The following is a 23,585-nucleotide window of genomic DNA, read 5'->3' as shown; positions in this document are numbered from 1 at the left end:
TTAGACGTGTCCCATCGCGTTTCGGTTGGCGTTGCGGATGTAGCAGGCCCAGCAGACCACCAGCATCAGGGCGTAGGCCCCCACGAAGCCGTAGAAGGCCGGGGTGTAGGATCCGCTGGCGGTGTTGGACGCGTTCAGTACCTGCGGGATGAGGAACCCGCCGTAGGCGCCGATCGCGGAGATCAGGCCGAGTGCTGAGGAAGCCAGCCGCTGGGTGGCCACGGAGCTGGCTCCGCTGCGTGCAGCCCGGCTGTTGGTGGCGAAGATGACCGGGATCATCCGGTAGGTTGCGCCGTTGCCGAAGCCGCTGGCGGTGAAGAGCATCAGGAACAGGACCAGGAAGAGCCAGAAGTTCTTCAGTGGCAGCGTCCAGATCATGGTCAGGGTGATCACGGCCATGGAGGCGAAGGCTGAAACGGTCATCCGGGCGCCGCCCATGCGGTCAGCCATGCGTCCGCCGTAGGGCCGGGCGAGCGAGCCCACCAGCGGGCCCAGGAAGGCGAGCGAGAGGGCCACGGTTCCCACGCCGATGGTGGAGAACTCCGGGAAGTAATCCTTGATCAGCTTGGGGAACACGCCGGCGAAGCCGATGAACGAGCCGAAGGTGCCGATGTACAGGAACGCCATGACCCACAGGTGCGGTTCCTTCAGTGCGGCCACGGATCCGGCCACATCGCCCTTGGCGCTGGTGAGGTTGTTCATGTACTTGTAGGCGCCGAAGGCGGCCAGCAGGATGAACGGGACCCACATCAGGCCGGCCATGGGCAGGTTGACGGTGCCGGCGGCCAGGAGGGTGATCACGATGGGAACGGCGAGCTGCGCGACGGCGGCACCGAGGTTTCCGCCTGCGGCGTTCAGGCCCAGGGCCCAGCCCTTTTCGCGTGCCGGGTAGAAGAAGGTGATGTTGGCCATGGAGCTGGCGAAGTTGCCGCCGCCGAAGCCGGCCAGGGCTGCCACCAAGAGCATCACGCCGAACGGTGTCTCCGGGTTGGAGACGCACATCGCAAGCCCGATCGAGGGGATCAGGAGCAGCAGGGCGGAGACGATGGTCCAGTTCCGGCCGCCGAAGCGGGGAACCATGAAGGTGTAGGGAATGCGAAGGGTGGCGCCCACCAAGCTGGGCATCGAGATCAGCCAGAAGATCTCTGATGTGGTGAAGGTGAAGCCTGCTGCCGGGAGCTGGACCACCACGATGGACCACAGCTGCCAGACAACGAAGCCGAGGAACTCGGCGAAAATGGACCAGTTCAGGTTGCGGCGGGCGATGGAGCGGCCGGCGGTTTCCCACTGTTCCTTGTTCTCGGCGTCCCAGTTGGCGATCCAGCGGCCGGGGCGGAATTCAAGGGCTGGTGCGGTTGCGGTGCGGGTAGTGCCGGGCTGTGCGCTGGCGGATGCTGCGGCTGATTCCGGGGACGAGGCGTCCAGATCAACGGAATTGCCGGTGCCGGCATCTGCGGTGCGGTCAACAGTCACGGGTTACCTCCTTTGGGGGGATGTTGTTCCTCAAAGGTAGGGACGGCGCGTTTCACGGACCGACGCCGGATGTTAACGGGCTGTGACATTTGCCTATCTGTGCCCGCCGGACGCCGTTAGGATGCGAAGGTGCCCAAAAAGTGAGACGCACAGCACAGGTCCAAATACTGGACCTTTCGTCCATTGACTGGACCAGCGGAACTAATATTGAACTCTAACTATTTCGCGCCGGGGCAGCCCGCTGTATCCGGCCGGTTTCTCACGAAAGCGTTTACACATGTCTTCCACCGACACCTCCACGGTGCCCGGTTCACCCCAGCCGGTGAACTCCCGCGGCCGTGTGATCGTCGCCAGCCTGATCGGCACCACGGTCGAGTTCTATGATTTCTATGTCTACGCAACTGCGGCGGTCCTCGTCTTCCCGCAGCTGTTCTTCCCCGGCCAGAACGAGACAACCCAGCTCCTGAGCTCCTTCGCGGTTTTCGGTGTGGCCTTCGTCGCCCGCCCGCTGGGGTCCATCGTCTTCGGGCACTTCGGCGACAAGTTCGGCCGCAAGGGGACCCTGGTGGCCTCGCTGCTCACCATGGGCATTGCCACCTTCCTCATCGGATGCCTGCCCACTGCGCTGGTACCGGGCTGGGAGTTCTGGGCACCGGCGCTGCTGGTAGTCATGCGCTTCGCCCAGGGCCTGGCCCTTGGCGGCGAATGGAGCGGGGCGGCCCTGCTGGCCACTGAGAACGCACCGGCCAACAAGCGCGCCATCTACGGCACGTTCCCGCAGCTCGGCGCTCCCATCGGCTTCATCATCGCCAACGTCATCTTCCTGGTGGCCAGCTACACGCTCTCACCCGCTGCCTTCCAGGCCTGGGGTTGGCGTGTTCCGTTCCTGCTCAGCGCAGTCATGGTGATCATCGGCCTCTACGTGCGGCTGAAGCTGATCGAAACCCCGGCGTTCACCAAAGTGATCGAGTCCAACGAGGTCGCCAAGCTGCCCCTGGGCCGCGTCTTCAAGACCAGCTGGCGCCAGCTGATCCTGGGTACCTTCATCATGCTCGCCACGTACGTGCTCTTCTACCTGATGACCACGTTCACCCTGACCTACGGCACACGTGCCTCCAGCCTCGACGCGGCCAAGGCGGCCGCCGAGAAGGCCGGAAAGCCGATGTCCGAAGCCGCCGCGGCGGCGTTTGTTCCGGGCCTGGGCTACACCCGCAACGATTTCCTCTGGATGCTGATTGCCGGCGTCGTGTTCTTCGGCATCTTCACCCTGGTTTCCGGTCCGCTTGCTGAGAAGTATGGCCGCCGGAAGATGCTGATCGGTGTTACCGCCGGCATCTTCGCCTTCGGCCTGCTCTTCGTTCCGCTGTTCAGCGGCGGCTTCGTGGGCACCATGGCCCTGCTGATCCTGGGCTTCTCGCTCATGGGACTGACCTTCGGGCCGATGGGCGCGCTCCTGCCGGAGCTGTTCCCCACGAACGTCCGCTACACGGGATCGGCCATCAGCTACAACTTCTCCAGCATCCTGGGTGCGGCAGTTGCGCCGTTCATCGCCGTGGCGCTGTGGGAGCTCGCCGACGGCAGCCCGGTACTGGTGGGTGTCTACCTGACGTCCATGGCCGTGCTGACCCTCATCGCGCTGTTCGTCAGCAAGGAAACCCGGGACCTCGACTACGAGAACAACGTAGCCTGACCCCAGCCTTGCAGGAATGCCCGGACAGTCCCTGGACTGTCCGGGCATTTTCCTTTTCTGAAGGGTTCCTCCGGCGGCCTTCGCCGCTCCGAGGTTGCCTCGCCTTTGGACATGGACACGGACACGGACATGGCATGTACGTACGACGGCGGCGCCACGGGTGGTGCCGCCGGTTGCTGTTCGTTTGGGGCGCAGGAAGCAGTTCACCGGGGGAGTCCCATCCCTGCTTCGGGGTTTTGCACATAGGGCTTTGGGGGCGTGGGGAATGTCAGTGGGTGCTGGAAGACTTTGGTCATGGAGACGGTTGGCGTGACGGCAGCGGAGGCGGGGCATGCAGCCGCCGCGGCACCTGCTTTCCAGCACACGTCCGCGCCCCCCTCAGTAGTCCGTATCCCAATTGCTGCTGACGCCCGTTCGGTGGCCGCGCATGCCCCGAGCGTGGGTGATGCGTTGAGGATTTTGGCGGTGGTGCCGGTTGCTGGTGATGGTGCGGGGATGATCGACCAGCTCCGGCAGCTTGAGGATGTGAAGGCTGTTGCGGCGGCGAGGCAGGCCGAGATCACTGTCGCTTTTGACCTGGCCCAGCGGCGGGAGCAGGCCGCTGCCGGTGTCCCGGCCGGCGAGCAGGGCGCCGGGGTCGGGGCGCAGGTGGCGCTGGCACGCCGGGAATCCCCGTCCCGGGGAGGTCGGCTGCTGGGACTGGCCAGGACCCTGACCGGGATGCCCCACACTTTCGCTGCGTTCCGTTCCGGGCGGTTGAGCGAGTGGCGCACCACCCTTGTCGTGAAAGAAACCATCTGCCTCTCACCCGAGGACCGTGCAGGGGTGGATGAGGAACTCGCCGCCGATACCGGCACCTTCGATGGTGCCGGGGACCGGACCATCATCTCCGCGGTCAAGGCCGCCGCCTACCGGCGGGATCCTGCTTCCGTGGCCCGGCGCGCCGCAAAAGCCGTGGGTGCACGGACGGTCAGCCTGCGCCCGGCGCCGGACACCATGGCCCGCCTGACCGCGCTGCTGCCCGTCGCCGAGGGCGTCGCCGCCTACGCCGCCCTCACCAGGGAAGCCGGCACCCTCCGTTCAGCCGGGGACGGCCGGTCCACGGGCCAGGCCATGGCCGACACCCTCGTCGAACGGATCACCGGGACCCCGGGCGGGATCAGCGGGGTCGAGGTCCAGCTCGTCATGACCGACCGGACCCTCCTCCAGGCCGACTCTGAACCCGCCCGACTTACCGGTTACGGCATCGTCCCCGCCCAATGGGCCCGCGAACTGGCCACCGGACACCACCCAGGTACCTGCACCACCACCGGCGGCGGTATGGATAGGACCGGCAGCCGCAGCCGCAGCCGCAGCCCCAGCCCCAGCCGCAGCCGCAGCCGCAGCCGCAGTGGCAGCGGTACGACCGGCACTGGTATCAGCGGCGCACCCGGGAACCCTGCCGGCAACAGAGCGGGTGAGGAAACCGGAGACCAGCCCGAGTCCGCGATGGCTGTGTGGGTCCGGCGGCTCTACACCGCCCCCGGCACCGGTGACCTCATCGGGATGGACTCCAAAGCCCGGCTCTTCCCGGCAGGACTCAAACGCTTCCTCCAAACCCGCGACGACACCTGCCGCACCCCATACTGCGACGCACCCATCCGCCACCACGACCACATCAACCCCTGGCACCACGGCGGCGACACCACAGCCTCCAACGGCCAAGGACTCTGCGAAGCCTGCAACCACACCAAAGAAAGCCCCGGCTGGAGTTCAACACCCGTCCCAGTACCCGAAACCGCGCAGCTTCCTGACCCCAAACAGTTCCCCGACGGACAACCCGAGACCAGGCAAGTCGCGCGCCACACCGTCAAGCTCCGAACACCCACCGGCCACACCTACCACTCCACCGCACCACCACTGCCCGGGACAGCCTTCACCCACGCCAGCCAGCCCAAGCAAACATGCGGGCACAGCAGGAGCCCCGGCGCGGGCACCCGGCAAGCCCCCGCCCCCACGACCATCCGTCCAAGTTCTGGGCCGCGTCATCAAGCCGGCGTTCCCTGGGCCTTGGCGCGCTGACCCTCCAGGGCGCGAAAAGGATGTCGCCAGGAGGGCCAGGCGGCAGCGGGAGGCTTGAGCGAAGCGCATGATGGGGATGCGATTGCCGGTGATCCGTCCCTGCCCCTATGGTCGCTCTCGGAAGCTCGGAAGCTCGGAAGCTCGGAAGCTCGGAAGCTCGGAAGCTCGGAAGCTCGGAAGCTCGGAAGCTCGGAAGCTCGGAATCCCGGCAGCTCAGGCCGCGTAACGCTCCACGAAGTTTCGCAGGATCTTCATAGGCTCGGTCACGGTGAACTTCCGGGCGTCGGCCATCAGGTCTTCGGCGGACTCCGGAGGAAAGTAGCCGGCGTCGCGGTAAATGTCGATGCGCGTTACCAGGCCCTCCGCGTCGAGTTCGGGGTGGAATTGGGTGGCGTAGAGGTTTGACCGGACCCGGAACATCTGCACGGGGCAGGCTGCGGATCCTGCCAGGCGTACCGCATGGGCCGGCAGCGAACTGCAGGCTTCCTTGTGGCCGGCAAAAGCGGTGAACGCCTGCGGCATCCCCTTCAGCAGCGGGTCCTGCAAGCCGGCATCGGTGAGGCCGATCTCCACGGCCGCGAGCGGCTCGCCGTACGTCCGGTCGATTACGGCGCCTTGGTGCCTGCCCAGTGTCCCTACCCCGTAACACGCACCCAGGAACGGGAAATCGCGGGCCACCAGCTGGTCCAGCAGGCCTGACAGTTCCTGTTCCACCCTGTGCTGGACGGGGCTCTTGTCCTCTGGCGGATCGCTGGAGGTGAACGGACTGCCGCCCACAATCACGCCAGAGTATTCGGAGAGGTCCAGTTCGGGCAGGGGAGCCGCTTCAAGCCGGATCCGTCGCAGCTCCCGCTCCTCCAAGCCGCCGTACCTCAGGTAGGCGGCGTACTCATCATCGGCGGCGGCGTCTTCGGCCCGGGAGGCCAGGAGCAGGAAAGGCAACACCTGCTAAGTGTGCCTGCAATGGCCCGCCATACGCCAGCAGCCCGGAGCGGATAGCTCCGGGCTGCTGCGTGGTGTGGAAAGGCTAATCCGTAGTCGGCCCGGTCAGGTCGGACTCTCGAGCCGCCGGGCGGCGCGCTACAGGCTGGTTCAGCCGGCCGTCGCTTGGGCCAGCGACCTGCGGGACTGGGGCCGCGCAGCCGGATCGGCATGGCGGTGCACCAGCTTCCAGTAGCCCTCCTCGCGGCGGAAGATGCTGGTTACCCGGAGGGCGAACTCCTCGGTAGCCGCAGCACCGTCCAGCCGGGCACGGAAGTGCTCGGTTTCCACCAGGTAGGCGGTGTCGCGCGCCGTGTACGACGTGATGGTGTCGAAGCCGAGCATCTCGCCGTCCTGGAATTGCCGGGCGGCCTGGTCCAGCCGGGCTTCAACCTGTGCCCAACCTTTAGCGATGCCGCCGAACGGGTTGGCGAGAGTTACGTCCTCGAGCCGGGAGTAGAGGTCCTTGATGGGGCCGGTGTTGCCCCGGGTGATCTCCGGAACCGCCTCGTGGTAGCGGGCCACTTCTTCCTGGAAACTGGGTGCCAGCATGGGTGCCTCCGGCCCGTCAGTCTTCGATGGTGGCGATTACGGCGCCCGCGGACACCGTCTCGCCTGCAACAGCCTTCAGGCCCGTGATGGTTCCGGAACGGTGCGCCGTGAGGGGCTGCTCCATCTTCATGGCCTCCAGGACCACTACCAGGTCACCCTCGGCTACAACGTCGCCCTCAGACACAGCCACCTTCACGATGGTGCCCTGCATGGGGGAGGTGAGCGCGTTGCCGGTTGCGGCAGCGGGGCCGCCGGACCGAGCGCGCTTCTTGGATTTACCGGACTTCGCCGCAGGAGCGGCGCCGGCGCTCAACGAACCCAGGGAGGCCGGGAGCACCACTTCGAGGCGCTTGCCGCCTACCTCGACCACCACGCGCTGGCGTTCTTCGGCGTCCTCGGTTTCGGCGGCGCCGTGGGGGTTCCAGGCCGGCAGATCGTTGTTGAACTCCGTCTCGATCCAACGCGTGTGCACCTTGAAGGGGCCCTCCGCCGGAGCGAAATCGGGGTTGCTGACCACGGCGAGGTCGAACGGGATGACGGTGGGAATGCCTTCCACCACCATCTCCTCCAGGGCGCGGCGTGAGCGCTGCAGGGCCTGGGTGCGGGTAGCTCCGGTGACCACCAGCTTGGACAGCATGGAGTCGAAGTTGCCGCTGATGACGTCACCCTGCTCCACACCGGAATCAATCCGGATGCCGGGGCCGGTCGGGTTCTTCAGCGTGGCAATGGTGCCCGGGGCGGGCATGAAGTTCCGGCCCGGATCTTCACCGGTAATGCGGAACTCGATGGAGTGGCCGCGGACCTCGGGGTCGCCGTAGCCCAGCTCCTCGCCGCGGGCCAGGCGGAACTGTTCGCGGACCAGGTCGATGCCGGTGACTTCCTCGGACACGCAGTGCTCCACCTGCAGGCGGGTGTTGACCTCAAGGAAGGAGATGGTGCCGTCCTGGCCCACCAGGAATTCACAGGTACCGGCACCGAGGTAGCCGGCTTCCTTCAGGATGGCCTTGGAGGATTCGTATAGTCGCTGGTTCTGCTCGGGGGTGAGGAACGGCGCCGGTGCTTCTTCGACGAGCTTCTGGTTGCGGCGCTGCAGCGAGCAGTCGCGGGTGGAGACCACCACAACGTTGCCGTGGGCGTCGGCGAGGCACTGGGTTTCAACGTGCCGGGGAGCGTCCAGGAAGCGCTCGATGAAGCATTCGCCGCGGCCGAAGGCTGCGGTGGCCTCACGGACCGCGGACTCGAACAGTTCGGGGATTTCTTCGCGGGTGCGGGCAACCTTGATGCCGCGTCCGCCGCCGCCGAAAGCAGCCTTGATGGCCACGGGCAGGCCGAACTTGTCCACGAACTCGAGGATCTCCTCGGCCGACTGCACAGGATCGGCGGTGCCGGGAACCTGGGGCGCACCCACCTTTTCAGCGATGTGGCGGGCCTGGACCTTGTCGCCCAGGGCGGAAATCGCTTCGGGGGACGGGCCGATCCAGGTGATGCCGGCCTCGATCACGCGGGCCGCGAACTCGGCGTTTTCGGCCAGGAAGCCGTAGCCGGGGTGGATGGCATCCGCACCGGACTGCCGGGCGGCGTCGATGATCTTGTCCATCACCAGGTACGACTCGGCGGCGGTGTTACCGCCCAGGGCATAGGCTTCGTCAGCAAGGCGGACGTGCAGGGCGTCGCGGTCCGGGTCGGCGTAGATCGCCACGGAGGCGATGCCCTCGTCGCGGGCGGCGCGGATGATGCGCACCGCAATTTCACCGCGGTTGGCGATCAGCACCTTGGTGAGGCTCTGCTGCGTGGTACCGGCGGACTGCTCCATATTTGCTGACAAGGCGTCTCCTTCTTTCCTTCAGGGAGCCTAGCGCGGTTTTGGAGGTTCCGCCGATATTACTTGCGGAATCCGCGTGTAAACCGGCAATGCTTTGTAGGGAAGCTACAAGTCCGGTGTAATTCGCCGCCTTTCAGCGCGGTGGCCAGAGATCGGTGATGCGCACGTTTGCAGCGGCCAGCAGCCCCCGGAGGGTGGAAACGGACAGGCCGACGACGGCGTGCGGGTCGCCGTCGACCTTCCGGATGAAGGCCCCGCCCAGGCCGTCAATGGTGAAAGACCCAGCGCAGTGCAGCGGCTCGCCGGTGGCGATGTACGCGTCGATTTCCGCAGCGTCCATGTCCAGGAAGGCGACCTCGGCTGAGGCAACCGCGCCGAGGGTGGCGCCGGATCCGGCGCCGTCACCGCCGTCGTCGTCCGTGTCCGTATCCCGGCAGTCCACCAGCCAGTGTCCTGTGTGCAGCACCCCGGAGCTGCCGCTCATCCGGAGCATCCGCTCCCGTGCGACGTCGGCCGTGTAGGGCTTGCCGTGCGCCTCGCCGTCGAACTCGAATACCGAGTCGCAGCCAAGGACCAATGCGCCCTCGGAGTCCGGGAGCGCCGCCACGGCCTCGGCCTTGGCCCGGGCCAGCAGGAGGGCGGTGTCGTGCGGATCAGTCACGCCGTAGCGCGCCTGCACGGCGTCCTCATCCACGTCGGAGACCAGCACGGTGTGCCGGATGCCGGCTTCGGCCAGGAGTTTGGTGCGGGCGGGGGACTGGGAGGCAAGTATCAGGCGGACCACGGAATCAGCCTAGTGGACCAGCTCTGCGGACGCCTTCGCGTTCTCCGGCCGGCTGAGCTTGGCGCCTTCCACGTCCACGTCCGGCAGGAGGCGGTCCAGCCAGCGCGGGAGCCACCAGGACTTTTCGCCGAGCAGGTACATGACGGCGGGGACAATGGTCATCCGGACCACGAACGCATCCAGCAGCACACCGAACGCCATCGCGAAGCCGAGCGGCCGGACCATGGTGAGGTGGCTGAAGATGAAGCCCGCGAACACGCTGACCATGATGATGGCGGCGGCGGTCACCACGGCGGCGGCGTGGCGGAAGCCCACCCGCACGGCCTCCTTCGCGGTGGATCCGTGCATGTACGCCTCGCGCATGCCGGAAGCGATGAACACCTGGTAGTCCATGGCCAGGCCGAACAGTACGCCGATCAGGATGATCGGCAGGAAGCTCAGGACTGCGCCGGGGTTGGCGACATCGAACACGGTGCCCAGCCAGCCCCACTGGTAGACGGCCACCACGGCGCCGAACGCGGCAGCCAGCGAAAGCAGGAAGCCGCCCGTGGCCAGGAGCGGCACCACGATGGAGCGGAACACCAGCAGCAGCAGGATCAGGGACAGCCCGACGACGATGGCCAGGTAGGGCGGCAGGGCGTCACCGAGCTTGGTGGAGACGTCGATGTTGCCGGCGGTCTGCCCGGTGAGGCCCATGGCTACGTCGTAGTCGGCCTTGATTTCGTCGTTCAGGCCGCGGAGTTCCGAGACGACCTTGACCGTGCTGGCGCTGGCCGGGCCTTCCTCCGGGATGACCTGGAAGACGGCGGTGCGGCGGTCTTCGCTGATGGCTACCGGTACGGCTGCCACCACGTTGTCCACTGACCGGAGCTTGTCCGCAATGTCGTACTGCAAGGTGGTGGCTGCGGCCTCGTCCAGCCCGGCGGGGAACTCTCCTACGGCAACGATGGGGCCGGTGACGCCTTCGCCGAAACTGCGGGCAGTGACGTCGTAGGCCTGGTAGGCCTCGGAATCCACCGGTTCGGAGCCGCCGTCGGGCAGGGCGAGCTGCAGCTGGGTGGCCGGGATGGCCAGCGTGCCCAGCAGGATGACGCCGGCCACCATGGCGAGCACGGGGTGCCGGGTTACCAGGCCGCCCCAGCCGCGGGTGCTGCGTTCGCGGTCCTTTGCGTCGTCGGCCGCTTCGTGGCCGGGCTCTGCGTTGTGGGCGTTGGCCTTGGCCCAGGCCCGCTTGGAGATGATGCGGCGGCCGATGAGGGACAGCATGGCCGGGGTGAGGGTGATGGCGACGAGGACCGCCACGGCCACCGTGCCGGCGGCCGCCAGGCCCATGACGGCAAGGAACGGCAGGCCGGGGACCACCAGGGCGGCGAGGGCGATGATGACGGTCAGGCCGGCGAACACCACGGCGTTGCCGGATGTCCCCGTGGCGCGGGCCACGGATTCCTCTGGATCCATGCCGGCCAGGAGCTGGGTGCGGTGCCGGTTGACGATGAACAGTGAGTAGTCGATGCCGACGGCGAGGCCCAGCATAAGCGCCAGCATGGGGGAGATGGAGCTCATGTCGAAGAGGCCGGACAACGCGAAGGTGATGCCTACGCCCACGCCGACGCCGATGATCGCCATCAGGAGCGGGAGGCCGGCCGCCACCAGGGTGCCGAGCATGATGATCAGCACCAGGGCTGCGACGGCGATGCCGATGATTTCCGCGATGCCGAACAGCTCGGAGATGTCCTCGGTGATTTCCTTGCTGGCCAGGGCTGTGACGCCGGCAGCGGAGGTCGCGTGCGCGATGTCCTGGACCTGTTGCCGGACCTCGGGGCTCAGCCCGTTGATGGAGCCGTTGAACTGCACCTGGGCTACGGCAGCCTTGCCGTCCTCGGAGACGAAGCGGATGGCCGAGGATGCTTCGGCCTGCCGCTTGCCCAGTTCCAGCTTGGCCTTGCTGGCCTCAAGTTCCTTCGCTCCGGCGTCGTATTTTGCCTGGCCCTCGGCCGCTGCGGCCTTCTGCTGGCCCAGTTGAGCCTCGATGGCCGCTGCCGGAGCACCGGCGGCCACCATCTGCTGCTCTGCTGCCTCCAGCTGTGCCTTTCCGGCGTCCAGCTGCGTCTTGGAGGCATCCAGCCTGGCCTGCCCTGCGGCCAGCTGCTGCTCACCGTCGGTGATGGCCTGCCCGGCCTGGTCCACCTGGGCCTGGGTGGCGAACGGGTCCACGGTGCCGCGGACCTCCGGGAGCGTTTCGAGCTTCTTCAGGGCGTCAGTGACCGCCGCCCGGCTGGCGTCGGTGAAGCCGCCGTCGGCTGCTTCGAAAACGATCGTGGCCGTGCCGCCGGATGCGGACGGAAGGTCTTCCTTCAGCTTGTCCGCAATCCGCTGCGTTTCCGTACCGGGGATCTGGAAATTGTTGGACAGGGTGCCGTGGAAAGCCGCGGCGGAGCCGCCGACGGCAACCAGCGCCACGAGCCATAGCGAAAGGACCAGCCAGCGCCGGCGGTAGGAGAACTTGCCAAGGCGGTAGAGCAGCAGTGCCATGAGGGAAACCGATCTGGTCAGGAGGAGTGGGCGGCTGATGGGGCTGACGGGCGGGCCGGGGTGGCCGGCGCGGTGGAATTGCCGGCACCGGCCGGCGGGGTGAAGCCGGAGCCCAGGAGGGCCATGGCGTCGATAAGGAGTTGCCGGAGTTCGGCGAGGGAGGCGGGGGACAGGTCGGGTCCGCGGCGGCTGAACCAGACCTCCATGGCGGCCTTGCCGCAGGAGATGACGGAGCCGGCCAGTGCGTGGACGTACAGCTCGTCCGAACCGTCCGGCATTGCTGCCACCCGGTCCCGTGCCACGGTGAAGACCTGGGCGCGGCAGTGGTCCCAGGCCTCGAGTTCGGTGTGGGCCATCAGTTGGCTGTGCTGGGTCAGGGCGAACAGCTCGGCCAGGGGCTCCACCGTCCTGGGGTCCGCCAGGGCCATGAGGGCAGCCTGTGCCGCCTCCAGCAGCGGTTCCTCCGCCGGCCGCAGCTGCAGTTGCCGGATGACAATATCCAGGAAGCCGTGGGTCACGGACGCCAGGGCTGCGTCGGTGCTGTTGAAGTAGTTGAAGAAGGTGCGCCGGGAGATGCCGGCAGCCTCGGCGATGTCTTCGGCCGTGAAGCCGCCGGGCCCCTTGGACCGGAGCAGCGCCAGTGCGGCGTCCGTAATGGCCTGCCGGGTTGCCGCCTTGTTCAGTTCGCGGCGTGAGGGAGCCGCGGGCGCGTCAGGCGGGGACGAGGGTGAATTCACGCTCTTACACTACGTGCAAGTTTGCACAGTGAGCAAGTTAAATTCACAGGAGAATGAAAGGCTCCCAACAGCCTTTACCGAACCTGCGCACCGATGCTTGGTAGGACCCGGAAAGGGTCCAACCACAGCAGCCGTCTGGCGACGGCGGAGCAGGAGAAGAGAATGTCACGCAGGAAGAAGATGGCGCTCGGCCTGTCGGCCGCGGCGCTTGCCGTGGGTGCCGGCATTGGGGTGGCGGGAGTTGCCTCTGCCACGACGACGCCAACCCCCTCACCGAGCGCCAGTTCCAGTGCCTCTGCCGATGCCGGCACAGGCACGGGCTCCGGCACCGGCCATGACGGCATGGGCCGCCACGGAGGACGCGGAGGTGAACGCGGCGGCGTCCAGGCGTCGGCACTGGCGGAGAAGCTTGGTGCGGACGAGGCGAAAGTCACTGACGCATTGAAGGCTTTCCGTGAGGCCAACAAGCCCAGTGGACCGCCGGCCGAGGGCCAGAAGCCTGACATGGCCGCCCGCGAAGCTGCGCTGGCCAAGTCCCTGGCAGCATCGCTCGGAATTGACGAGGCCAAGGTAACGGCGGCGCTCGACGAGCTCCGCAGCGCGGAACAGGCAGACCGGGCCGCAGCGCTGAAGACCCGCCTGGACCAGGCCGTTACGGATGGAAAGCTGACCCAGGCCGAGGCGGACGCCGTGACCAAGGCGGTCCAGAACGGGGTGATCGGCGGCGGCGGACACTGACCGCGCGCCTGAGGGCCCCGGCAGGCCGGGGGTTAGCGTCCAGGGGCAACAGCCCGGGACAACAGGAAGTCCCCGGGAGAATTCCCGGGGACTTCCTGTGATTGCACATTCGTGGCGCCTGGCGGCACCTGCGTTGACTATGCCTTGGCGTCCTGCAGTTCGCGGGGCGCGGTTTCGGCAGCAGTACCGTCCGTTGCGGCACCGTTGTTGGCGGCGTCGTCGTCAACGAAGGGGGTGCCGTTGCGGGGCGCGTTGTACAGCGCTTCGTCCAGGATGCCCTGGCGCTTGGCCACGATGGTGGGGACCAGGGCCTGGCCTGCCACGTTGACGGCGGTACGGCCCATGTCCAGGATCGGGTCGATGGCAAGGAGCAGTCCGACGCCGGCCAGCGGCAGTCCCAGCGTTGAGAGCGTCAGCGTTAGCATCACCACGGCGCCGGTGGTGCCGGCCGTCGCAGCGGATCCCAGGACGGAGACCAGGGCGATCAGCAGGTACTGGCTGAAGTCGAGCTGGATGCCGAAGAACTGGGCCACGAAGATGGCGGAGATGGCCGGGTAGATCGCGGCGCAGCCGTCCATCTTGGTGGTGGCGCCCAGCGGGACGGCGAACGAGGCGTAGCCGCGGGGGACGCCCAGGCTGCGCTCGGTGACGCGCTGGGTGAGCGGCAGGGTTCCCACGGACGAGCGGGAAACGAAGGCCAGCTGGACGGCCGGCCAGACACCGGAGAAGTACTGCTTGACGGACAGGCCGTGGGTGCGGACCAGGATGGGGTACACAACGAACAGCACCAGGGCCAGTCCGGCGTAGATGGCAACCGTGAACTTGCCCAGGGAGCCGATGGTGTCCCAGCCGTAAACGGCGACGGCGTTACCGATCAGGCCGACGGTGCCCAGCGGCGCGATGCGGATGATCCACCAAAGGACCTTCTGGATCACGGCGAGGGCGGAGGCGTTGAGGTTCAGGAAGGGCTCGGCTGCCTTGCCCACCTTGAGGGCGGCAACGCCGACGGCGATGGCGATCACCAGGATCTGCAGCACGTTGAAGCTGACGGAGGTGGTTACGGCCCCGGATTCGGCAACCGTGGAACTCGCGCCCAGGCCGAGGAAGTTCTTCGGGAAGAGACCGATCAGGAAGGACCACCAGTCGCCGGACTTACCTGCGTACTTGGCTTCTTCAGTGATTCCGGTGTTGGCGCCGGGCTGCAGCAGGACGCCCAGGCCGATGCCGATCAGCACCGCGATCAGGGACGTGATGGCGAACCACAGCAGGGTGTTCCAAGCCAGCCGGGCGGCGTTGGAAACCTGGCGAAGGTTGGAGATGGAGCTCACCACGGCCGTGAAGATCAAGGGTACGACGGCGGTCTGCAGCAGCGACACGTAGCTGGAGCCGATGGTCTGCAGTGTTGCGCCGAGGCCGTTGGGGTTGGTCTTGGTGCTGCCGGTGTACTTGGCCAGCAGGCCGAGGGCCAGGCCCACGATGAGTGCGGCGATGATTTGGAAGCCGAACGATCCAGCCCACTTGGGAAGCTGGAAGCCCGTCTTCCCTGCGGGGGAGGGGGTGCTTGTCTGAGTGCTCACCCGAATACGCTAGGTCCGAAGCCAATATCACGTCGAAACAATATTGAGAAATATTACGCATGCCCAGGCCCGGGAAGAAACAGAAAATCCCGGAAAACCAAGGAAGGCGGCGGGTTTTGTTACTTATTCCCGGGAGAGGTGTGCTTAACATCTCGCCGTGCGGTGCGGTGCGCACAGCTCGGTGAGGGAGCCTTCCGACAGTTTGTGTCATAGCGACGAAGGAATCTCAATGATGTTGTCAGCGGATTTGGACGTTCCCAGCTGGACTGCGGTCGGCAAGGTTCCCGCGCCGGCGTGCACAAACGGAGGCGCTCTGGGTCCTGCTAGCGTTGCAAAAATGACGACTCATCAGATCGCCCTTGGTGCGATCAACATGGAGGCCCAGGATCCAGCCGCGCTTGCCGAATTTTGGGCGTCCGTAACCGGCGCCTTGCCCTCGCCCGGTGGTGACAGCGTCTACCTGCCACCTGCTGGTCCCGGAGGGTTCGCGATGTTCTTCCAACCCATGAAGGGTCCCCGCCCCGAGCACCAAGCGTTCCACCTCGACCTGACTGTCCCCTGGGGGTCACGACAGGCAGAGGTCGATCGCCTCCTGAGCCTCGGGGCCACCTACCGGTGGGACGTTCTGGATGAATTCCCACACGTGCAGTGGACAACTCTTGCTGATTTGGAGGGGAACCTCTTCTGCGTGGCCGAACACCCACCTGCAGACCAACAGGGTGCGTGAGCCGACCCGGGCGGCGGCATCTCCTTTAACCGACCTTGGGTAACGGGACGGCCCGAAGCACCCCCGTCGTTTTCTCATCGCGAAGGACTCAGGCAGCCAGAGAGTGCGCCCTCGCCGCCCCGGACCAGGCCCCGGCCACGCAGGCAGTTATGAGAGCAGCGCCCGCCGTAGCGTATCGAGTCCAACAGAGCCGATGTTCAGGGCCTTGGTGTGGAACTCCTTGAGGTCGAACCCTGGCCGTGACTCAAGTTCCGCGCGGATCTGTTCCCAGAGGCGCTGGCCCACTTTGTAGGAGGGCGCCTGGCCTGGCCAGCCCAGGTAGCGGGTGAACTCGAAGTTGAGCTGTCCTTCGCTGATGGGCAGGTTGGCTTTGAGGAACCCGTATCCCTTGTCCGGGGTCCACGTGCCGGTGCCCCAGCGTGCGGGCACCTCCAGTTCCAGGTGGACGCCGATGTCGAACACCACCCGGGCTGCGCGCATCCTTTGCATGTCCAGCATTCCCATGTGGTCGCCCGCGTCGTCGAGGTATCCGAGTTCCTGCATGAGCTTTTCCGCGTAGAGGGCCCAGCCTTCGCCGTGCCCGGAGGTCCAGCAGATGTTGCGCCGCCACTTGTTGAGCAGTTCGCGCCGGTAGGTGGCGGTGGCCACCTGAAGGTGGTGGCCGGGGACGCCTTCGTGGTAGACGGTGGTGGTTTCGGCCCAAGTGGTGAAGGTGTCCTCGCCCGCGGGAACGGACCACCACATCCGTCCGGGGCGGGTGAAGTCGTCGGAGGGGCCGGTGTAGTAGATGCCGCCTTCATCGGTGGGGGCGATGAGGCATTCCAGTTTCTTCATGACGTCCGGGATGTCGAAGTGGACGCCGGCCAGCTCCGCGACGGCCTTGTCGGAGAGTTCCTGCATCCAGACTTTGAGCGCGTCGGTGCCTTTGATCTGCCGGGCAGGATCGTTGTTCAGGATTTCTTTGGCTTCGGCGATGGAGGCGCCGGCCTTGATGGTCCCGGCCACCACCTCCTGTTCAGCGATCAGGCGGTCCAGTTCCTGCACGCCCCAGGCGTACGTTTCCTCCAGGTCCACGGTGGCGCCCAGGAAGGACCGTGATGCCAGCGCATAGCGGGCCTTACCCACTGCGTCTTTCTCCGGTGCGGCGGGCAGCAGGTTGGTGCGGAGGAACTCGGCAAGCCCGGTGTAGGCGCGGCGGGCGGCGGCAGCCCCGGCGTCGAGCTTCTCCTGCAGGGCGGTGCCCAGCGGGCCGGTTTCGGTGGCGGCGCCGGCGGCGAGCTTGGCGAAGAATCCGTCCGCGGCGGCGTACTTCGTGGCCTGTTCGATGACGATGTTCACCTGGCGGGCCGCGGCCACCCGGCCGGCGTCGCGCGCAAGGCGCAGGGACTCGATGTAGCCTTCGACGGCGGCGGGCACGTTCTGCGCGCGGCCGGCGATGTGCTCCCAGTCCTGATCCGTGGCGGTGGGCATGAGGTCGAAAATCGCGCGGATGTCCTGCGCGGGCGAGGCAATGTTGTTCAGGTCCGCGTACTCCCACCCGGAGGCGTGGATCAGCAGCTGCAGCCCAAGCCGCTCGCGCATGGCGTCCAGCGTGACGGCGTCAACGTCATCCTCAGGCTCCAGGCCCTCAAGGTCGGTAAGCGCCTTGCGGGCCACCTCTGCGAACTCGGCGATGCCTGCGGGCGAGAAATCCTGGTACTCGGTTTCGCGGCCCGGCAGTCCCAGGGTGGTCGCCAGCGACGGATTCAGGCGGACGAGGGTGTCCGTATAGGCGTCCGCGACGGCGTCGATGCGGGTGTGCGGACGTGCGGCGGGGGAAGTGTCGGTAGTCACCATCCGAGACTAGCCCGGCGGCGCGCCCCGGGCGAGGAACGCGCCGGTGCGGGCCCCCGCCGTCGCCGGTGGCTAGCCCTTGCTGCGCTTCCAGGCGCCCGGGCCGGGCGTTGGGGCAAGGCCCAGCCGTTGCCGCCGCGCCCAGTGCCGTGCGGTTGGCGCGGCAGGCTTGGCCGCTTCCTGGCCGCCGAGGGAGAGTACGACGGCGGTGAGCGCAGCGAGTTCCTCGGCGTTCGGCTGCCCCTTGACAACAGAGAGCAGGGGGGCCGCGGCGGTTTCTTCCGGGTCCGGCGTTCCGGTGGCGCTCACAGCGGGATGTTCCCGTGCTTCTTGGCCGGGAGGCTGGCGCGCTTGTCGCGGAGGGCGCGCAGGCCCCGGACAATCTGCAGCCGGGTATTGGACGGTGCGATCACGGCGTCGACGTAGCCGAGTTCGGCCGCCTGGTAGGGGTTCAGGAGTTCTTCCTCGTATTGCCGGATGACCTCGGCGCGGCGGGCTTCGACGTCGCCGCCGTCCTCGGCTACTGCAGCGAGGTCGCGGCGGTAAAGGATGTTGACGGCGCCCTGTGCGCCCATCACGCCGATCTGCGCGGTGGGCCACGCCAGGTTGAGGTCCGCCCCGAGCTTCTTGGAACCCATGACGATGTACGCGCCGCCATAGGCCTTGCGGGTGATGACCGTCAGCTTGGGCACAGTAGCCTCGGCGTACGCGTAGAGCAGCTTGGCGCCGCGGCGGATGATGCCCTGGAACTCCTGGTCCTTGCCCGGCAGGAAGCCCGGAACGTCCACCAGCGTGATGATGGGGATGTTGAAGGCGTCGCAGTTCCGGACGAAGCGGGCAGCTTTTTCGGAGGCGGCAATGTCCAGGGTTCCGGCGAACTGCAGCGGCTGGTTGGCCACGATTCCCACGGTGTGGCCTTCCACCCGGCCGTAGCCGATCATGACGTTCGGTGCGTAGAGGGCCTGCATCTCCAGGAAGTGCCCGTCGTCGACGATCTGCTCAACGACAGCCCGCATGTCGTAGGGCTGGTTGGCTGAATCGGGGATCAGCGTGTCGAGGGCGAGGTCGTCGTCGTTGACCGCGTTTTCCTGGGCGTGTTCGAGGACCGGGGCCTCGGACAGGTTGTTGGAGGGCAGGAAGTCCAGGAGTTCGCGGACGAACTCGATTGCGTCCCCTTCATCCGAGGCGAGGTACGTGGACGTGCCGGTGGTGGCGTTGTGCTGGCGCGCCCCGCCGAGGGTTTCCATATCCACATCCTCGCCCGTGACGGTCTTGATGACGTCGGGGCCGGTAATGAACATGTGGGACGTCTTGTCCACCATCACCACATAGTCGGTGAGGGCGGGGGAGTAGGCGGCGCCGCCGGCGGAGGGGCCCATGATGAGGGAGATCTGGGGCACGACGCCGGACGCGTGCACGTTGTTCCGGAAGATATCGGCGAACATGGCCAGCGAGGCGACGCCTTCCTGGATGCGGGCGCCGCCGCCGTCGAGGATGCCAACCACCGGGCAGCCGTTGCGCAGGGCGAATTCCTGCACCTTGACGATCTTCTCGCCGTTGACCTGGCTCAGCGAACCGCCGTACACGCTGAAGTCCTGGCTGTAGACCGCCACGGGACGGCCGTCCACGGTTCCGTAGCCGGACACCAGGCCGTCGCCGAGGGGCTTCTTCTTTTCCATGCCGAAGGCGGTGGAGCGGTGCACTGCGAGGGCGTCGAACTCGACGAACGAGTCCTCATCCAGCAGCAGGGCAATGCGCTCGCGTGCGGTGTTCTTGCCGCGCGCATGCTGCTTTTCGACGGCCTCGGGGCCGGAGGGCTGTTCGGCACGTGCCTGGCGGTCGCGGAAATCGGCAATCTTTCCCGCTGTCGTTGTCAGATCGTGGCTCATCAAGTATCTCCGGCTCTGTTGCAGATTGGTTCAGTGTCGCTGAGTCTGTTGACGGGCTGTGCTCTGGAGGCGCTTAAGTAGCTTCCACACAAAAAACGAACCCTGCTGGCAAGTCTAATGACGGTTTGAGTGCCCGCGGCTGTAGGGAACCTACAATTTTCTGCCGTGCCCTCACCCAGACCACTATGTTACTCGCCGGTAACTTATCTGGGTTACAGTGTTTCCATGACTTCGAGCAACGACGCTTTGACCGCTGCCGCCAGCCCCTACCGGGCCTCCGGTTCGCTTCGCGGGAAGACCATCCTGATGTCCGGGGGCAGCCGCGGCATCGGCCTTGCCATCGCGCGGCGGGCGGCGGCGGACGGCGCCAACATCGTCCTGATGGCCAAAACCGGCGAACCCCACCCCAAACTCGCCGGCACGGTGTTTACCGCCGCGCAGGAACTGACCGAGGCGGGCGGCGGTGCACTGCCCCTGGTGGGGGATGTCCGCAACGACCAGGACGTGGCCCGCGCCGTGGCCGAGGCCGTGGACCGCTTCGGCGGCATCGACGTCGTTGTTAACAACGCCTCCGCCATTGACCTGTCCACCACCGATGCCGTGGACATGAAAAAGTACGACCTCATGCAGGACATCAACGTCCGCGGGACCTTCCTGCTCTCCAAGCTCGCGCTGCCGGCGCTGCGCGCGTCCGGCAATGCGCACATCCTCACGCTGTCCCCGCCACTGAACCTGGATCCACACTGGGCCGGCCGGCACCTGGCCTACACCATGGCCAAATACGGGATGAGCCTGACCACGCTGGGCCTGGCCGAGGAGCTGAAGGACCACCGGATCAGCGTCAATTCGCTGTGGCCCTGCACCCTGATCGACACGGCCGCGATCAGGAACATGCCGCAGGGCGAGGCCATCGTCCAGGCCGCACGCGGACCCCAGATCATGGCCGACGCCGCCCACGCCATCCTGACCGGAAGCAACCTGCCCGCAGGCGGGCAGGCCACGGGCAATTTCTACACCGACGAGCAGGTGCTGGCGGCGGCAGGGGTTTCCGATTTCCGCCCCTACAGCCTGGGGGCCCCGGAGGACCGGCTGGTTCCGGACATTTTCCTGTAGCGGCAAGGGGCAGGCCGCCGGTGCGGCGGCATTCCCTGGCTCGGTAGGATTTAGCTATGGCTGAAGCGCATATCCCCGGTATCCCGTTGGACAGGTCGGAGCTGGGCGATCAGCGCTTCCTGTCCGCCGCCGGCATCGCCCGGCTCGACGTGGTGGACTCCACCGGCTCCACCAACGCCGACCTGCTCCGGGCAGTGACTGTGGAGCCCGCGTCCTGGCCGGATCTGTCCGTGCTGACGGCCGAGTACCAGACCGCTGCCCGGGGACGCCTGGAAAGGCACTGGGAAGCGCCGCCCCTAAGTTCGGTCTCCGTTTCCGTTGTGCTGCGGCCCGTTAATGCCGAGGGCCGGCCGCTGCCAACGCAGAGCTACTCATGGCTCTCGCTCATTGCGGCCCTGGCGCTCCGCGAAACCCTGCTGGAAACGGCGGGCATCCCGGCCGAACTCAAATGGCCCAATGATGTCCTGGTCCGCGGCCGGAAGATTGCCGGCATCCTGGCCCAGATGGGCCCCATGGCGGACGGCACCGTCCCGCCGGTGGTGCTGGGCACCGGCCTGAACGTCACCCTTCACGAGGACGAACTGCCGGTCCCCACGGCCACCTCGGTGTTCCTTGAGGGGGCGCAGACCACCGACCGGACCCAGCTGCTGAAGAGCTACCTGTCCCACTTTGCGGTGCTCTACCGGAGTTTTTGCAACGCCGACGGCGACCCCACGGCAGGCATGGCAGGCGGCCCGTCCCTGCATAAGCGCGTCGAGTCCGTCATGGTGACGCTGGGCCGGCAGGTACGGGCGCAGCTGCCGGGCGACCACGAGATCATTGGCCATGCTTCCCGCCTGGACGAATACGGCTCACTGCTGGTGGTGGACAAGGATTCACGCGAGCATGTGGTCACCGCGGGGGACGTGGTGCACCTGCGGCCCTGGACCGCACCGGAAGACGCCGGCCAAGGTGGTTATGCGTAAGGACCTCGTTCCCGGCGAACAGGTCATCGTCACCACCCGCCCGCAACCCAGGAAACTGGCCGGCCCCGCCGCCGCATTCATCATCGCCCCCGCGGTGGCGGCATTCGCGTCCGCCTGGATCGTGCGCGGGGAAGCCCGGCGCCTGGTTCCGGCCCTGGAGGCACGCTGGACCCCGTGGCTGGTGACGGCCTGCGTGCTGGCTGCGGCGTGGGTGTGGCTGGGCTACTGCCTCCCGCGGCTGATGCGCTGGCACGCGACACGCTATACCCTCACGAGCCGGCGGATGGTGGCCAGGTCCGGCATCTTCCGGCGGCGCGAAGAGCAGGTCAACCTCCTCTCCGTCCGCAACCTCACAGTCCACGAGGGCGTGCTTCAACGCCTCCTGCGCTCCGGGAATATATCCTTGGAAACCGGGTATGAGGGCGTGACGACATTCCGGGACGTGCCGGAGGCCGCCAGGTTCCGGGATTTCATCCTTGACGCCATCGGGGAACTGCCCGATGAGCGCCTCCCGCCCGGAGATGCAGGGGATTACCCTTCCGGGGCAGTGCCGACGGAAATGAGAGAAGGTGGACGGAATGAACGATGAGGACCAGCAGGAGCTCGTGGATCCGGTCACGCCGTCCCCTGCCACTGACCCGCACCCTCCCACCGGAGCGATGTCCGCAGAGCGCCTGGCCATGAAAGCCCTCGAAGCGCGGCTGCTCGGCGGCGAACGCAAGCTCCGCCGTCGCGAGGTGGCAGCGGGCGCAGGCCTGTCCCTGCTGTCCGCGCGCAAACTCTGGCGCGCACTGGGGTTCCCGAACTTCGGTGACGAGGACGTTGCCTTCACCGAACGCGACCAGGCGGCACTGTCAACCGTGGTGGACCTCGTCCGCAGCGGAAAGCTGACCGAGGAAGCGGCCATTTCCGTCACCCGCGCCATCGGCCAGATGACGGACCGCATGGTGGTGTGGCAGATCGAAGCCCTGGTGGAGGACCTCGTCCACGAACAGGGGGTCACCGATGCGGTCGCCCGCAAGCGGCTGGTCAACGAGCTACCGGCACTGGTGGATGCCCTCGAGGAAGTGCTGGTCTATTCGTGGCGGCGCCAGCTCAATGCCGGCATCCAGCGTCTGGCCGTCCGGGCCGAAGCGGGACTGCAGGCCAGCGAAGAAGGCCGCGAAGGCGACGAGGACGATGCTCCGTTGCCGCTGGCGCGGGCCGTAGGCTTCGCCGACCTGGTGTCCTACACCAGCCTCTCGCGCCGGATGAACGAGAAGACACTGGCCCGCCTGGTGCAGCGGTTCGAGAACAAGTGCGCCGAGATTATTTCCGTCGGCGGCGGCCGCCTGGTCAAGACCGTCGGCGATGAAGTCCTCTACATCGCCGAGACCCCAGCGGCCGGCGCCGAGATCTCCCTGGCCCTGGCGCAGGCTTTCACAGAGGACGAAATCCTGCCGGAAGCCCGGGTAGCCATGGTCTGGGGCAGGATCCTGTCCCGGCTTGGCGATATCTACGGCCCCACCGTCAACCTCGCTGCGCGGCTAACCACCCTGGCTGATCCCGGCACGGTGCTGGTGGACTCCATGACCGCGTCAGCACTCGAACATGACGAACGGTTCGTCATGCTGCCCCAACCGCCGGAAAACGTCCGTGGTTTCGGCGAAATCAAGCCGGTCCGCCTGACCCGTGGCCTGGGCAAGGGCCTGATCGTCGACTGACCTTCTTCACCTGCCGTCAAAGCGGGGGAGGGTTTGTCCATTTGATAGCTAGACAGGCTATATTTGTTCTGCCCGGCTGCCGCATGCCGGTCATCGGCCGTTGCCGGACTTCACGGGGGGAACCGTTCCATGAGACTTCGCGGACGAGCGCGCGCAAAAGCTGCTGCTGCGCCCCGGCGCCGGCCCTTTCTCCAGTCCCCCCTTTTCAGCACCTCCGCCATGGGGCTTGCCCTCGCCGCCCTCGTTGTTGGTGCCGTCGTCTATCCGGGGTTTAAGACCACTGAGGTGGAGTTGAATGACGGTGGTGTGTGGGTGGTGTCGAAGTCTAAGAATGCGGTGGGGCGGTTGAATTATCCGTCGCGTGTTTTGGATGGGGCGGTGACTCCTGCGTCGTCGACGTTTGATATT

General features: G+C 66.7%; 20 protein-coding genes. 9 read left to right on the top strand and 11 right to left on the bottom strand.

What is annotated here, in order from left to right:
• Nucleotides 1-1,473 carry an MFS transporter gene (locus tag AC1DBN_RS11245; protein ID WP_314215351.1) on the bottom strand — a complete coding sequence of 491 codons (1,473 nt, stop codon included), beginning with the start codon at nucleotides 1,471-1,473 and terminating at the stop codon, nucleotides 1-3.
• 277 nt (nucleotides 1,474-1,750) lie between these two features.
• On the opposite strand from AC1DBN_RS11245, the gene AC1DBN_RS11240 reads away from it, so the two are divergent.
• Complete coding sequence (locus AC1DBN_RS11240) at nucleotides 1,751-3,163, top strand: MFS transporter (RefSeq protein WP_091719087.1); 1,413 nt, start codon at nucleotides 1,751-1,753, stop codon at nucleotides 3,161-3,163.
• Nucleotides 3,164-3,658: 495 nt separating this feature from the next.
• Complete coding sequence (locus AC1DBN_RS11235) at nucleotides 3,659-5,224, top strand: HNH endonuclease (protein WP_477723263.1); 1,566 nt, start codon at nucleotides 3,659-3,661, stop codon at nucleotides 5,222-5,224.
• 213 nt (nucleotides 5,225-5,437) lie between these two features.
• Here the strand turns inward: AC1DBN_RS11235 and AC1DBN_RS11230 are convergent, their stop codons facing one another.
• The 6 genes from AC1DBN_RS11230 to AC1DBN_RS11205 all read right to left on the bottom strand — a co-directional run bounded on the left by AC1DBN_RS11230 (nucleotide 5,438) and on the right by AC1DBN_RS11205 (nucleotide 12,632).
• Nucleotides 5,438-6,169 (bottom strand): glutamine amidotransferase, encoded by a 732-nt coding sequence (locus tag AC1DBN_RS11230; RefSeq protein ID WP_477723213.1) that lies wholly within the window; start codon nucleotides 6,167-6,169, stop codon nucleotides 5,438-5,440.
• Between the two features lie 147 nt (nucleotides 6,170-6,316).
• Entirely contained in the window at nucleotides 6,317-6,757 is a 441-nt protein-coding gene (locus tag AC1DBN_RS11225) for a YybH family protein (RefSeq protein ID WP_477723212.1), read from the bottom strand.
• A gap of 16 nt (nucleotides 6,758-6,773) precedes the next feature.
• A complete protein-coding gene (locus tag AC1DBN_RS11220; protein ID WP_477723262.1) occupies nucleotides 6,774-8,570 on the bottom strand; it encodes an acetyl/propionyl/methylcrotonyl-CoA carboxylase subunit alpha in 1,797 nt (598 codons plus the stop codon).
• A 142-nt stretch (nucleotides 8,571-8,712) separates the two neighbouring features.
• Nucleotides 8,713-9,363, bottom strand: coding sequence for a Maf family protein (locus tag AC1DBN_RS11215; protein ID WP_477723211.1), 651 nt, complete (start codon nucleotides 9,361-9,363; stop codon nucleotides 8,713-8,715).
• 9 nt (nucleotides 9,364-9,372) lie between these two features.
• Nucleotides 9,373-11,895 (bottom strand): MMPL family transporter, encoded by a 2,523-nt coding sequence (locus tag AC1DBN_RS11210; protein ID WP_477723210.1) that lies wholly within the window; start codon nucleotides 11,893-11,895, stop codon nucleotides 9,373-9,375.
• A 17-nt stretch (nucleotides 11,896-11,912) separates the two neighbouring features.
• On the bottom strand, nucleotides 11,913-12,632 hold the full coding sequence (locus AC1DBN_RS11205) for a TetR/AcrR family transcriptional regulator (RefSeq protein WP_477723209.1): 720 nt from the start codon (nucleotides 12,630-12,632) through the stop codon (nucleotides 11,913-11,915).
• Nucleotides 12,633-12,794: 162 nt separating this feature from the next.
• Here AC1DBN_RS11205 and AC1DBN_RS11200 point away from each other — a divergent pair, with 162 nt between their 5' ends.
• Nucleotides 12,795-13,370 (top strand): hypothetical protein, encoded by a 576-nt coding sequence (locus tag AC1DBN_RS11200; RefSeq protein WP_477723208.1) that lies wholly within the window; start codon nucleotides 12,795-12,797, stop codon nucleotides 13,368-13,370.
• A 137-nt stretch (nucleotides 13,371-13,507) separates the two neighbouring features.
• On the opposite strand, the gene AC1DBN_RS11195 is transcribed toward AC1DBN_RS11200, so the two are convergent.
• Complete coding sequence (locus tag AC1DBN_RS11195) at nucleotides 13,508-14,947, bottom strand: dicarboxylate/amino acid:cation symporter (RefSeq protein WP_477723207.1); 1,440 nt, start codon at nucleotides 14,945-14,947, stop codon at nucleotides 13,508-13,510.
• Nucleotides 14,948-15,284: 337 nt separating this feature from the next.
• On the opposite strand from AC1DBN_RS11195, the gene AC1DBN_RS11190 reads away from it, so the two are divergent.
• Complete coding sequence (locus AC1DBN_RS11190) at nucleotides 15,285-15,674, top strand: VOC family protein (RefSeq protein ID WP_091723899.1); 390 nt, start codon at nucleotides 15,285-15,287, stop codon at nucleotides 15,672-15,674.
• A gap of 147 nt (nucleotides 15,675-15,821) precedes the next feature.
• Here the strand turns inward: AC1DBN_RS11190 and AC1DBN_RS11185 are convergent, their stop codons facing one another.
• The 3 genes from AC1DBN_RS11185 to AC1DBN_RS11175 form a co-directional block, all read right to left on the bottom strand.
• A complete protein-coding gene (locus AC1DBN_RS11185) occupies nucleotides 15,822-17,510 on the bottom strand; it encodes a DUF885 domain-containing protein (RefSeq protein ID WP_477723206.1) in 1,689 nt (562 codons plus the stop codon).
• Nucleotides 17,511-17,579: 69 nt separating this feature from the next.
• On the bottom strand, nucleotides 17,580-17,816 hold the full coding sequence (locus AC1DBN_RS11180) for an acyl-CoA carboxylase subunit epsilon (RefSeq protein ID WP_091719108.1): 237 nt from the start codon (nucleotides 17,814-17,816) through the stop codon (nucleotides 17,580-17,582).
• Entirely contained in the window at nucleotides 17,813-19,396 is a 1,584-nt protein-coding gene (locus AC1DBN_RS11175) for an acyl-CoA carboxylase subunit beta (RefSeq protein WP_477723205.1), read from the bottom strand. Before AC1DBN_RS11175 ends, AC1DBN_RS11180 begins: the two co-directional genes overlap by 4 nt.
• A 225-nt stretch (nucleotides 19,397-19,621) precedes the next feature.
• On the opposite strand from AC1DBN_RS11175, the gene AC1DBN_RS11170 reads away from it, so the two are divergent.
• The 5 genes from AC1DBN_RS11170 to AC1DBN_RS11150 form a co-directional block, all read left to right on the top strand.
• A complete protein-coding gene (locus AC1DBN_RS11170; RefSeq protein ID WP_091719109.1) occupies nucleotides 19,622-20,509 on the top strand; it encodes an SDR family oxidoreductase in 888 nt (295 codons plus the stop codon).
• A gap of 56 nt (nucleotides 20,510-20,565) precedes the next feature.
• Nucleotides 20,566-21,474 carry a biotin--[acetyl-CoA-carboxylase] ligase gene (locus AC1DBN_RS11165; protein WP_091719111.1) on the top strand — a complete coding sequence of 303 codons (909 nt, stop codon included), beginning with the start codon at nucleotides 20,566-20,568 and terminating at the stop codon, nucleotides 21,472-21,474.
• Entirely contained in the window at nucleotides 21,467-22,063 is a 597-nt protein-coding gene (locus AC1DBN_RS11160; RefSeq protein ID WP_091719113.1) for a PH domain-containing protein, read from the top strand. The genes AC1DBN_RS11165 and AC1DBN_RS11160 overlap by 8 nt, the downstream gene beginning before the upstream one ends.
• Nucleotides 22,053-23,177, top strand: coding sequence for an adenylate/guanylate cyclase domain-containing protein (locus AC1DBN_RS11155; protein WP_091719115.1), 1,125 nt, complete (start codon nucleotides 22,053-22,055; stop codon nucleotides 23,175-23,177). The genes AC1DBN_RS11160 and AC1DBN_RS11155 overlap by 11 nt, the downstream gene beginning before the upstream one ends.
• Nucleotides 23,178-23,396: 219 nt before the next feature.
• On the top strand, nucleotides 23,397-23,585 hold a 189-nt coding region (locus AC1DBN_RS11150), incomplete at its 3' end, for a hypothetical protein (RefSeq protein ID WP_477723204.1).

It is taken from the genome of Pseudarthrobacter sp. 10T415 (assembly GCF_056394175.1).
Note: the sequence above shows the minus strand (reverse complement) of the source record. Positions and strands in the feature narration are given on the sequence as shown.

Excerpts from the sequence above, each read along its gene's own strand:
- AC1DBN_RS11240 (WP_091719087.1), top strand. The coding sequence starts at position 1,751 with ATGTCTTCCACCGACACCTCCACGGTGCCCGGTTCACCCCAGCCGGTG.
- AC1DBN_RS11235 (WP_477723263.1), top strand. The coding sequence starts at position 3,659 with ATGATCGACCAGCTCCGGCAGCTTGAGGATGTGAAGGCTGTTGCGGCG.
- AC1DBN_RS11225 (WP_477723212.1), bottom strand. The coding sequence starts at position 6,757 with ATGCTGGCACCCAGTTTCCAGGAAGAAGTGGCCCGCTACCACGAGGCG.
- AC1DBN_RS11220 (WP_477723262.1), bottom strand. The coding sequence starts at position 8,570 with ATGGAGCAGTCCGCCGGTACCACGCAGCAGAGCCTCACCAAGGTGCTG.
- AC1DBN_RS11210 (WP_477723210.1), bottom strand. The coding sequence starts at position 11,895 with ATGGCACTGCTGCTCTACCGCCTTGGCAAGTTCTCCTACCGCCGGCGC.
- AC1DBN_RS11200 (WP_477723208.1), top strand. The coding sequence starts at position 12,795 with ATGTCACGCAGGAAGAAGATGGCGCTCGGCCTGTCGGCCGCGGCGCTT.
- AC1DBN_RS11190 (WP_091723899.1), top strand. The coding sequence starts at position 15,285 with ATGACGACTCATCAGATCGCCCTTGGTGCGATCAACATGGAGGCCCAG.
- AC1DBN_RS11185 (WP_477723206.1), bottom strand. The coding sequence starts at position 17,510 with ATGGTGACTACCGACACTTCCCCCGCCGCACGTCCGCACACCCGCATC.
- AC1DBN_RS11175 (WP_477723205.1), bottom strand. The coding sequence starts at position 19,396 with ATGAGCCACGATCTGACAACGACAGCGGGAAAGATTGCCGATTTCCGC.
- AC1DBN_RS11170 (WP_091719109.1), top strand. The coding sequence starts at position 19,622 with ATGACTTCGAGCAACGACGCTTTGACCGCTGCCGCCAGCCCCTACCGG.
- AC1DBN_RS11165 (WP_091719111.1), top strand. The coding sequence starts at position 20,566 with ATGGCTGAAGCGCATATCCCCGGTATCCCGTTGGACAGGTCGGAGCTG.
- AC1DBN_RS11160 (WP_091719113.1), top strand. The coding sequence starts at position 21,467 with ATGCGTAAGGACCTCGTTCCCGGCGAACAGGTCATCGTCACCACCCGC.
- AC1DBN_RS11155 (WP_091719115.1), top strand. The coding sequence starts at position 22,053 with ATGAACGATGAGGACCAGCAGGAGCTCGTGGATCCGGTCACGCCGTCC.